At 72.0% G+C, this 10,793-nt stretch carries 12 protein-coding genes; 4 read left to right on the forward strand and 8 right to left on the reverse strand.

Annotation, left to right across the window (positions count from 1 at the left end):
- A partial coding sequence (locus FFS51_RS14015; RefSeq protein ID WP_137878724.1) for a GntR family transcriptional regulator occupies positions 1 to 697 on the reverse strand: 697 nt, incomplete at its 3' end.
- Between the two features lie 164 nt (positions 698 to 861).
- Here FFS51_RS14015 and FFS51_RS14020 point away from each other — a divergent pair.
- Genes FFS51_RS14020 through FFS51_RS14035 form a run of 4 tightly spaced genes read left to right on the forward strand, consistent with a single transcriptional unit; the run spans position 862 to position 5,097 of the window.
- The gene (locus FFS51_RS14020; RefSeq protein ID WP_137878725.1) at positions 862 to 2,058 is read left to right on the forward strand and encodes a thiolase family protein; all 1,197 of its coding nucleotides are present in this window, start codon (positions 862 to 864) and stop codon (positions 2,056 to 2,058) included.
- Between the two features lie 50 nt (positions 2,059 to 2,108).
- Positions 2,109 to 3,023, forward strand: coding sequence for an ABC transporter ATP-binding protein (locus FFS51_RS14025; protein WP_137878726.1), 915 nt, complete (start codon positions 2,109 to 2,111; stop codon positions 3,021 to 3,023).
- A complete protein-coding gene (locus FFS51_RS14030) occupies positions 3,020 to 4,633 on the forward strand; it encodes an ABC transporter permease (RefSeq protein WP_137878727.1) in 1,614 nt (537 codons plus the stop codon). The genes FFS51_RS14025 and FFS51_RS14030 overlap by 4 nt, the downstream gene beginning before the upstream one ends.
- Entirely contained in the window at positions 4,630 to 5,097 is a 468-nt protein-coding gene (locus tag FFS51_RS14035; RefSeq protein ID WP_045246089.1) for a GbsR/MarR family transcriptional regulator, read from the forward strand. Before FFS51_RS14030 ends, FFS51_RS14035 begins: the two co-directional genes overlap by 4 nt.
- Before the next feature lie 9 nt (positions 5,098 to 5,106).
- Here the strand turns inward: FFS51_RS14035 and FFS51_RS14040 are convergent, their stop codons facing one another.
- From FFS51_RS14040 to FFS51_RS14070, 7 genes are all read right to left on the reverse strand, one after another.
- Complete coding sequence (locus tag FFS51_RS14040; protein WP_045246087.1) at positions 5,107 to 5,583, reverse strand: NUDIX hydrolase; 477 nt, start codon at positions 5,581 to 5,583, stop codon at positions 5,107 to 5,109.
- Positions 5,584 to 5,615: 32 nt separating this feature from the next.
- A complete protein-coding gene (locus tag FFS51_RS14045; protein WP_045246085.1) occupies positions 5,616 to 6,911 on the reverse strand; it encodes a flavin-containing monooxygenase in 1,296 nt (431 codons plus the stop codon).
- Entirely contained in the window at positions 6,908 to 7,753 is an 846-nt protein-coding gene (locus FFS51_RS14050; protein WP_137878728.1) for an aspartate/glutamate racemase family protein, read from the reverse strand. Before FFS51_RS14050 ends, FFS51_RS14045 begins: the two co-directional genes overlap by 4 nt.
- 8 nt (positions 7,754 to 7,761) lie before the next feature.
- Entirely contained in the window at positions 7,762 to 8,406 is a 645-nt protein-coding gene (locus tag FFS51_RS14055) for an amino acid ABC transporter permease (RefSeq protein ID WP_045246081.1), read from the reverse strand.
- Positions 8,403 to 9,038, reverse strand: coding sequence for an amino acid ABC transporter permease (locus FFS51_RS14060; protein WP_235557468.1), 636 nt, complete (start codon positions 9,036 to 9,038; stop codon positions 8,403 to 8,405). Before FFS51_RS14060 ends, FFS51_RS14055 begins: the two co-directional genes overlap by 4 nt.
- Before the next feature lie 7 nt (positions 9,039 to 9,045).
- A complete protein-coding gene (locus FFS51_RS14065; RefSeq protein ID WP_045246079.1) occupies positions 9,046 to 9,831 on the reverse strand; it encodes an amino acid ABC transporter ATP-binding protein in 786 nt (261 codons plus the stop codon).
- 54 nt (positions 9,832 to 9,885) lie between these two features.
- The coding region (locus FFS51_RS14070) for a substrate-binding periplasmic protein (protein WP_212742827.1) at positions 9,886 to 10,793 on the reverse strand (908 nt) is incomplete at its 5' end.

Raw genomic sequence — 10,793 nt, forward strand, 5'->3', positions numbered from 1 at the left:
CACCAGCATCCTCGCCTCGCTCGCCGCCGACGCCGCATCCGCCGACGGATGCGTCGGCGGATGCGGCGTCGGCGGCGAGCGAGGCGAGGATGCTGGTGAGCGCGTTGTGCAGGTGCACGTGCGTGGCGTGGGCGGCGAGGTCGGCGTCGCGCCGGGCGATCGCGTCGGCGATGACGCGGTGCTCGGCGACCGAGGCGGCGAGGCGTTCGGGCTTGTCGCGGGCGAGCCGGCGCACGCGCACGAGGTGGGTGCGCACGGTGCGCAGGGCGGCCACCAGGTAGTCGTTGCCGACGGCGGCGTCGAGCGCGGCGTCGAACCGGGCGATGAGCGCGTAGTAGGCGTCCCGCCCCTCGTCGCCCTCGAGGCGGGCGTGGTCGAAGTCGGCGGCGAACGCCGCGAACACGGCCGCGTCGGCGCGCTCGGCGGCGAGGCGCGCCTGGGTCTCCTCCAGCGCTCGGCGGATCTCGAAGAGCGCACGGATGTCGGCGGCATCCACCCCCGTGACGACGGTCACGCGCGGCGAGGCCTGCGCGACGAGGCCGTCGGCGGCGAGGCGCGCGAGCGCCGCGCGCAGCGGAGTGCGGCTCACCCCGAGGCGGGCGGACTGGGCGGGCTCGGCGAGCACCGTGCCGGGGGCGAGGGCTCCGGACTGGATCTCGTCGAGGAGGGTCGTGTAGGCGTGATCGCTGGCGCGCATGCCGCTCCTCCCTCGTCACTGGCCATCGTTAGTGTATACACTCAGCCCCTGAGTCCGCCAGCAGGTTCGAGCATGTCGCGCTCTGCGTATACGCAGGGGACCCGAGCCGCCGGCGCCGCCCGGGCGTAGGCTGGCGGCATCCGCCCTGCCGCGAAGGAGCTCCCATGGCCGAAGCCGTCATCGTCGACGTCGTGCGCACCGGATCGGGTCGGGGAAAGCCCGGCGGAGCGCTCTCGGGCACGCACCCCGTCGACCTGCTCGCGACCGTGCTCACCGCGCTCGTCGACCGCACCGGCATCGACCCGGCCCTCGTCGACGATGTGATCGGCGGCTGCGTCGCGCAGGTCGGCGAGCAGTCCTCCAACGTCACCCGCAACGCCCTGCTCGCGGCGGGTTTCCCCGAGCACGTGCCCGGCACCACGATCGACCGCCAGTGCGGGTCGAGCCAGCAGGCGGCGACGTTCGCGGCGCAGGCGATCATCTCCGGCAGCCAGGACATCGTGATCGCCTGCGGCGTCGAGTCGATGAGCCGCCTCCCGCTCGGCACCTCCGCGATCGGCCGCGACGTGCTCGGACCGCGCCTGCGGGAGCGCTACCCCGACGGCCTCGTGCACCAGGGCATCTCGGCCGAGCTCATCGCGGCGCAGTGGAACCTCTCGCGTGCGCGGCTCGACGACTTCGCCGCGCTCTCCCACGCGCGCGCCGCGGCGGCCGCGGCATCCGGTCTGTTCGACGACGAGATCGTGCCGGTGACGGTGACGGATGCCACGGGCTCCCCCGTCGTGCACCGCACCGACGAGACCGTGCGGCCGGCGACCACCGCCGGCGGGCTCGCGGGTCTGCCGGCGTCGTTCGTCGACGAGGCGATCGCGGCGCGGTTCCCGCAGATCGGCTGGCGGGTGACCGCGGGCAACTCGTCGCCGCTCACCGACGGCGCCTCGGCCGCGCTCATCATGTCGCGCGAGGCCGCACAGCGTCTGGGGCTGCGACCCCGCGCCCGCTTCGTCGGCTTCTCGGTCGTCGGCGACGACCCGATCATGATGCTGACGGGACCGATCCCGGCGACCGCGAAGGTGCTGCAGCGCACGGGTCTGTCGATCGACGACATCGACGCTTTCGAGGTCAACGAGGCGTTCGCGTCCGTGCCGCTCGCCTGGCTCGCCGAGACCGGCGCCGACCCCGCGCGGCTCAACCCTCGGGGCGGCGCGATCGCCCTGGGACACGCCCTCGGCTCCTCGGGCACGCGGTTGCTCACGACCCTCGTCGGCGAGCTGGAGGCGACGGGCGGCCGGTTCGGCCTGCAGACGATGTGCGAGGGCGCGGGCATGGCGAATGCGACGGTCATCGAGCGGCTGGATTGACACGGCCCACACTCTTCACAGTTTTGTGAAATCGGCGTAGCTTCAGCGCCATGAGCGACGTCATCCGCACCGCCGGACTCGTGAAGCGCTACGGGCGCCAGAACGCCCTCGACGGCCTCGACCTCGCGGTCGGCGCCGGCGACATCCACGGCTTCCTCGGACCCAACGGGGCCGGCAAGTCGACCACCATCCGCATCCTCCTGGGGCTCGCCCGCGCGAGCGGCGGCACCGCCGCGGTCTTCGGCCGCGACCCGTGGCGCGACGCGGTGGCACTGCACCGGCGACTCGCGTATGTGCCGGGCGACGTGAACGTGTGGCCGAACCTCTCCGGCGGCGAGTCGATCGACGTGCTCGCCCGCCTGCGCGGCGCCGACACCCGCTCGGCCGCCTACCGCACCGAGCGCGAGCGCCTCGAGCACGTGTTCGCGTTCGACCCGCGCAAGAAGGGCCGCGCCTACTCGAAGGGGAACCGGCAGAAGGTGGCGCTCATCGCGGCCTTCAGCGTGCCCGCCGAGCTCTACATCCTCGACGAGCCGACGAGCGGTCTCGACCCGCTCATGGAGGTCGTGTTCCGACGCGAGGTGACCCGGGTGAAGGATGCCGGCGCCACCGTGCTGCTCTCGAGCCACATCCTCTCCGAGGTCGAGCAGCTGTGCGACCGGGTGAGCATCATCCGCGCCGGGAAGGTCGTGGAGGCCGGCACGCTCGCGGACCTCCGGCACCTGACCCGCACCGAGGTGTCGTTCGACGCGGCGGGCACGACCGCCGACGGCATCGCCGAGGCCCACGACGTGAGCGTCGCCGACGGTCGGGTGCGGTTCACCGTCGACAGCGACGCCGTGGCATCCGTGCTGCCCGAGCTCGCGACCCGTCGGGTGACGGGCCTGCGCATCGAGCCGCCCTCGCTCGAGGAGCTCTTCCTGCGGCACTACGGTGACGACCTCACTGCCGGGTCGACGCGATGATCACCCTCCTGCGCCAGCGGCTGCGGCGCGACCTCTGGCAGTTCGTCATCTGGATCGGCGGCACCGCCATGCTCGCGGCGTTCACGGTCTCCGCCGTGAACGGGTCGTACGGCACCGAGACGGACCGCGTGAACCTGCTCGCCACCGCGGCCGCGAACCCCGTCATCATGCTGTTCCGCGGGCTGCCGTCGGGCGCGGACCTCGGCGCGTTCACGGGGTTCCTGATCCTCCCGTTCCTCGCGATGATGGCCGCGTTCATGAGCTCCTTCATGGCCGTGCGCCACACCCGCGCCGACGAGGACGCCGGCCGCACCGAGCTCGTGGCCGCGACCCCCGCCGGACGCGTCGCCCCGCTCGTCGCGACGATCGTGCACGGCCTCATCGCCAACGCGCTGCTCGCCATGCTCGTCGCCGTCGCGTTCCTCGCGTGCGGGCTGCCCGCCACGGGCAGCCTCGTCGCCGGTCTCGGCAGCGGAGCGCTCGGGTTCTTCGCCTACGGGGTCGGACTGATCGGCGCGCAGGTCTTCGCGTCGGGCCGCAGCGCCAACGCGTTCGGCGTGTGGGTGATGCTCGTCGCCTACCTCGTCGCGGGGATCGGCAACGCGCTCGGCACACCCTCCGCCGACCTCCAGCGCATCCAGAGCGCCCCGCTCGCCTGGTTCTCGCCGTACGGGTGGATCGAGAACGCGCGACCCTGGGCCGACGACAACCTGTGGCCGGTCGCGCTCTGCGCACTCGTCGCGGCCGGGCTGGCCGTGGCATCCGTCGCCCTGCAGTCGGTGCGCGACCTCGGCGAGAGCCTGCTGCCCGAGCGGCGGGCGCGCGCGACGGCCGGCGCGGCACTGTCGAGCTCGACCGGGCTCGTATGGGTGCTCACGTGGCCGGCGATCCTCGGCTGGGCGATCGGGGGCTTCGTGTCGGGACTGCTCGCGACGAGCCTGTCGTCGGTGCTGTCGCAGGCGGCGGCCCAGCTGCCGTCCGTCGAGCAACTGCTCGCCGCGCTGACGCAGGGCGGCTCGCTCGCGGTCGGCGCGATCGTCATCTTCTTCACGCTCGTGGGTGTGCTCGCCGCCTGCTGCGGCGTGCAGATCGTCGGGCGCGCTCGCCAGGAGGAGGCGCACGGCACGGTCGAGGCTCTGCTCGCGACACCGGTCGGGCGGGTGCGCTGGCTGGCCGACTACGTCGCGATCGCCACGATCGGCGCGGCGGCGACCGTCGGCGGCGCGATCGTCGGGGCGGCGGCGGGCCTGGCCGGACAGAGCGCGCCCGACTGGTCGCTGTTCGGTGACGCGGTGGTCGTCGGCGCCGGGCAGTTCGTCGCCGCGCTGGTGTTCATCGTGGTCACGGCGCTCGTGCTCACGGTGCTGCCCCGGGCGACGCTCGCCGTCGGCTGGACGCTCGTCGGGCTGGCCACGGTCGTCGGCCTCTTCGGCCCGCTCTACCGGCTGCCCGACTGGATCGTGCACCTTGCGCCGATCGCCGCGGCGCCCACCGTCACCGGCTCGGGAACCGACGTGCAGGGGCTGTGGTGGCTGGTGGCCGCGGTCATCGTCGGAGGTGCGGCATCCCTGGCCCTCATGCGGCGCCGCGAACTGGCCGGTGACGGATGACGCTCCCCGCCCATCGCGCCCTTGAGCCCGCCGAGCAAGCCGCGGCCATGATGACCGCGGCTGGCATGGCACGGATGCCGGCCCGCGTGATGATGGCGCTCGTCGCGGCCCCGGCCACGGGGTACACGGCGGCCGAGCTCGCCGACCGCCTCGGAGTGAGCCCCGCGGCGGTGTCGGGGGCGGTGCGCTACCTGGTGACACTGCGTTTCGTGCACCGACGCTCGGTTCCCGGCGACCGCCGCGATCGCTACGAGATCGTGCAGGACGGCTTCTACAGCTCCGTCGCCCTCAACGCGCCCGTGTACGCGCGCCTCGCGACCGCGATCGACGAGATCGGCGACGCCCAGGACGACACCGACGCCGACGCGGTCGCCCGGGCACGCGATCTCGCGGAGTTCTTCCGCTTCCTCGCCGAGCGCATGCCCGCGCTCATCGACGAATGGCGGGCGCGCGGCGGCGCGTAGCGCGGTTCGTCAGGCGCCGCCCAGACGGGCGCGCAGTGCGGCGAGCGCGGGACGCTGACCGGCGACGAGCAGGCGCTCCGCGTCGGCCGGTGCCGCCCACGCGATCCGGTCGACCTCGGGGAAGCGCGCGACGCGCCCCGAGCGCGGCGGCCACTCCATCTCGAACTCGCCGAAGACGAGATCGGATGCCTCCCACTCCCCCGCGGCGACGGCGAACACCGTCACGCGCTTGCCGCTGCCGTACCGGAACTCCCCCAGCAGCACGCGATCGCCCGCGGGCGGGTCGACGCCCAGTTCCTCGCGGAACTCGCGGACCGCGGCATCCGCCGGCGTCTCGGCGTCGGGATCGAACTCGCCCTTCGGAAGCGACCACGCCCCCTCGTCGCGGCGCGACCAGAACGGCCCGCCCATGTGCGCGATGAGCACCTCGAGCCCGGCCGCACCGCGGCGGTGCACGAGCAGACCGGCGGAGACGGCAGGGGGCACGGGGTCAGGCTAGACCCCGCACCCCGGCACGGTCATGCCGCCGGAGACGCGGCCTCCTCGCGCGCGGCGACGAGCGCGTCGAGCAGACGATGGGTGTCGGCGAGCTGGTCGTTCCAGACGGCGCGCACGATGTCGATGCGGTCGTCGGCCTCCTGCAAGCGGCCGAGGTAGTCGGCGACGGGCGCGAAGCCTTCGGCGGATGCCTCGTGCAGCCCGATGATGCGCAGCACGACCTTCGACTGCACGCCGTAGACCGGAAGCTGCGGCCCCCGCGGAGCGGAGAGTCCGACGTAGTACAGCTTCTCGAGCCCCTGCGGCACGATGCCCGCGGCGAAGCGCAGCGGGGTGCCGGACCGGCGGGGCACGAGTGCGTCGTCGAGGAACGGCAGGGAGGCGTGGAAGCCCGTCGCCCACAGGATCGTCTCGTACTCGCGCGAGGTGCCGTCGGTGAACGTCACCGACGTGCCCTCGATGTCCGCGATGCCGGGGACCACGCGCACACGACCGTGGTGGATCCAGTACAGCAGCAGGTCGTTGACGACCGTGCGGCCCTCGGCGAGCGTGCGGTAGGCGGGCTCCGGCAGACCCGGGTAGTCCTTCCACTCGCCGATCGACACCCGTGCGAGCAGGCGTGCGATGAGGTCCTGCTCGTCGGCGGAGAACTGCGCCATCCACGTCACCTCCTGCCGCGGCACCCCGAAGTAGCTCTTCGGCTGGAAGTACATGCCCTCGCGCACGACGATGTCGGCGTCGATGCGGTGCTGCGCGGCGTCCACTGCGAGGTCGCAGCCCGAGTTGCCCGCACCGACGACGAGCACGCGGTCGCCGACGATGTCGTCGGTGTTGTGGTAGCGACCCGAGTGCAGCTGCGTGCCGGTGAAGCGTGCGGCGATCGCGGGCACCTTCGGGTCCCAGAGGTGACCGTTCGCGACCACGACCCCGTCATAGTCGCGCTTCTCGCCGCCCGTGAGCGTCACGGTCCAGCCGGCGGACCCGACCGGGCCGTCGGTCGCGACCGGCACGACCGATTCGACCTCGACGCTGAACGTGACGCCGTCCCGCAGCTCGGCCTCGTCGGCGTAGGCGTTGAGGTAGTCGCGGATCTGCGTGCGCCGCGGGAAGTGCGGGTAGTCACTCGGCATCGGGAAGCCCTCGAAGCCGGTCATGTCACGGGACGTGATCAGGTGCAGGGCGTCGTAATCGGTGTTCCAGTGCCCACCGACGCGGTCGGTCTTCTCGAAGCAGTCGACGTCGTACCCGGCGTCGCGCAGCTGGCGGAGGGCGGACATGCCGGCGGCACCGGCACCGATGACGCAGTAGCGGGTCATGCGTGTGTTCCTTCGATCGTGAGGGTGGAGAGGTCAGGGGATGTCTCGGGGCCCCGCAGGCGGCCGCCGGTAGCGGCGAGCGCCGCGGCCCGGGCGCCGCGCGGGCGCGGGTAGCCGCGACCGGTCGGCGAGATGCCGGCCGCCTCCAGCGCGAGGAGTGCGAACACGTGCTCCACGGCGAGGCGGTTGCAGTCGAGCACGGGCACGTCGGGGTGGCCCGACACGTGCGTGTAGCCGTACCAGGTGAACAGCGGGGCGAGGTAGCCGCAGCCGACGACGATCGCGTCGGCGCCGTCGGCGACCGCCGCTTTCGCCACCGCGTCGAATCTCGCGATCAACGCCCGCGGATCGTCGATCGCGGCCACGACGTCATCGAGCGTCGACTCGGGGTCGTAGGCACGCACGGGCCGCTCCGGCAGGAATCCCGTGGCACCGAGGCGCACCAGGTCGTCGGCGAAGATCGGCACCAGCGTCGGTGACACGGTGATGAGCACGGCCCGACGGGCGAGGGAGCCGACCGCGCGAACGCTGCCGTCGGGCAGGCTCGACACGGGCCGGGCGACGCCGGAGCGCACGATCTCGGTCGGCGCACCCCAGCATCCGATCACGACCGCGTCGGTCTGCGTGCGGGCATCGATCTCGAGCGCGGTCGCGAGGATCGCGGCATCCGACATCATGCGGTTGGCGGGTGTGCGGATGCCGCCCGCATCGACGCCGACATGGGTCAGGGCGACCTCGGCGCGATCCGCGACGAGGGCACGCACCTGTCGGTCGAGGAACTCCCACAGGGGCCGGTACCGCTCGTCGCCGTGCGTGGCCTCGAGCCAGGTGAGGTGGGTCATCTCTCTCCTCAGGCCTGTCCACGGGCGAGGCGGTGCTCGACGTAGACAGACGCCCACGTCGACGGCACCGCGATGATCACGTAGATCAGACCCGTGATCGCGTAGACCTGCAGGTATTGGAACGTCACCGCGCTGATCTGATACGCCTGGCTCATCAACTCGTTGACCGAGATCGAGTAGGCGAGCGAGGTTCCCTGGAACGACTGGATGGCGAGCCCCATGAGCGGCGGGATCGCCGAGCGCAGCCCCTGCGGCAGCACCACTCGGCCGAACACCGACCGGCGCGAGAGCCCGAGAGCGAGGGCGGCCTCGGTCTGCCCCTTGGGCACCGAGCGGATTCCCGCACGGAACATCTCCGACGAGTACGCCGCGGCGGTGAAGGTGAGACCGGCGGCCGCGGCCGGGAACGAGTCGAGCAGGATGCCCACCGACGGCAGGCCGTAGTAGACGATGTACAGCACGACGAGGGCGGGGATGCTGCGGCCCACCTCGACGAGCACGAGAGCCGGCCAGCGCAGCCAGGGATTGCGCGAGGCGACGCCGAGCGCGAACGCGAGGCCTATCGCATACCCCGCGACCACCGAGATCACGGTGAGCTGGAGGCTGACGAGCAGGCCCTGGCCGAGCTGGGGGAGGTAGTCGGCGAGGTTCATGCGTGACTCCTCGACAGGCGGGCGTCGAGGCGCCGGGTCGCGATCGCGAGCGGGACGCTGATCACGACGTAGACCGCCGCGGCCGCGAGGAACGGCGTGAGACCCGCCGTGCCGGGGTTCTGGCGTGAGTAGGCGGTCGCCGCGGCGACCATCTCGATCACGCCGACCGTCGACGCGATCGACGAATCCTTGATGAGGGCCATCAGGTATGTCGCCGCCGACGGCAGCGCGGTGCGCAGGGCCTGCGGTGCGAGCACCCGTACGAACGTCGTGCGCCGGCCGAGCCCGAGCGCCTGCGCCGCTTCGAGCTGCCCCTTCGGAAGGGTCGCGAACCCGCCGCGGTACATCTCGGCCAGGTACGCGCTCGAGATGACGCCGAGCCCGACGATCGCGGCGCCCAGCGAGCTGAAGCGGAACACCCCGATCGCGAACCCGAAGTACAGCAGGAACAGCCAGACGATCGTCGGCACGCCGCGGATCACGTCGACCACCAGGCGCACAGCGAGCCGCACGACGCGGTGACGCGAGCGCAGCCCGAGCATCAGCGGGATCCCGCCGATCGCCCCGAAGGCGAAGGATGCCGCGGTGACGAGAAGCGTCATCGGCAGCCCCAGCAGGACGATTCCGATCACCTCCACGTCAACGCTCCAGCACCGCGTTGAGGAACCGGCGGGTGCGCTCCTCCTGCGGTTCGGCCATGATGCCGGCCGGGTCGCCCTCCTCGACGATGTGGCCGTCGGCCATCACGACGAGGTGGTCGGAGACCTCGCGGGCGAACTGCATCTCGTGGGTGACGACGATCATCGTCATGCCCGCGTCGGCGAGCTCGCGCATCACGGCGAGCACCTCGACGCCCACCTCCGGGTCGAGGGCGCTGGTGGGCTCGTCGAACAGCATCACCCGGGGGGAGAGCGCGAGCGCGCGCACGATGGCGATGCGCTGCTGCTGACCGCCCGAGCACTGTGCGGGGTGGTGGTGCGCCTTGTCCTTGAGACCGACGCGCTCGAGCAGGGTCAGCGCCCGCTCTTCGGCCTCGGCCCGGCTGCGCCCGAGGATGCGCTCCTGCGGGAAGGCGACGTTGCGCAGCACGGAGAAGTGCGGGAACAGGTTGAAGGACTGGAACACCATGCCGACCTGGCGGCGCAGCGCGAGAAGCTCCCGCTCGGGGATCCGGCGTCCCGCGGTCACGACCTGGGAGCCGACGGTGACGGTGCCGCCATCCGGGGTCTCGAGCAGGTTGATGCAGCGCAGCAGCGTGCTCTTGCCCGAGCCCGATGGGCCGATGAGGGCGGTCACGCTGCCGGGCTTGACGGTGATGGAGATGTCGTCGAGGACGAGGTTCGAGCCGAAGCTCTTCGACAGATGCTCGATCACGACCCCCGCGTGAGCGATCTCGTTCGATTCGGTGATGAGGTTCTGGTTCATGTCGGCTTCTCGCTCGGGAGTGGGGCACCGGGGTCGCCGGCGCCCCACTCGATGTCAACGCAGGGCGGTCGCGGCCTTGTCGGCCGGCACCACCAGAGAGGCGGACAGGCCGTCGGCCTCGACGATCGAGGCGAGCGTGCCGTCGGTGCGGTACTGGTCGATCAGGGCGCTGAAGGCGTTGGACAACGCGGTGTTGTCCTTGTCGACCGGGAAGGCGATGATCGGCATGTTGGTCGTGATGGCGACGCGCGAGTCCGCCTGCGCGGGCTTCACCTCGAAGCCGCTGCCCTTGTAGGCCGCCGCGGCGACCGCGTAGCCGTCGAGCGCCGCCTGGATGCGGCCGGCTTCGAGGTCCTGCTTCATCTCTGCCGTGCCGGGGTAGAGCTTCAGGTTGTCGCCGAGGATCTTGGTGACGTCGTCCTGCCACGAGAAGCCCGTGCCGGTGCCGACCGCGCCGATGGTCTCCAGGCCCGACACCGTGTCGATGCCGGACTTCGAGATGATCGCCATCTGGTCGTAGTACGTCGGGGTGGTGAAGCCGACCTGCGCCGCGCGGGCGGCGGTGACGTACCAGCCGCCGGTGATGATGTCGGTGCGCTTCTGGCTCGTGATCATCGCGATGCCGTTGGCGTAGGTGATCGGCACATAGGCGACCGAGAGGCACTCGGCGGCGGCCAGCTTCTCGATGATCTGGATCTCCTCACCCGACGCGGTCGTGCCGTCGAGCTTCGTGTACGGCGGGTTCTCCGGTACGCCGACGGTCAGGGTGCCGGGGGTGAAGGTGGTGAGACCGGCGTCCTTGGGCGTGCAGTTCGCCGAGGGGGTGTTCGACGAGGCGGTGGTGGCGCATCCGGTGAGCAGGATGGCCGCGGCGACGACCGCGGCGGCCGTGCGCAGGACACGGGCGGAGGGCTGGGGGCGGTTCATGACGTGCTGTTCCTTCGGGGTCGGGTGATGCGGGG

Origin of the sequence: Microbacterium sp. 4NA327F11 (genome assembly GCF_005503465.1) — a bacterium.
Taxonomy (GTDB): domain Bacteria; phylum Actinomycetota; class Actinomycetes; order Actinomycetales; family Microbacteriaceae; genus Microbacterium; species Microbacterium ginsengisoli.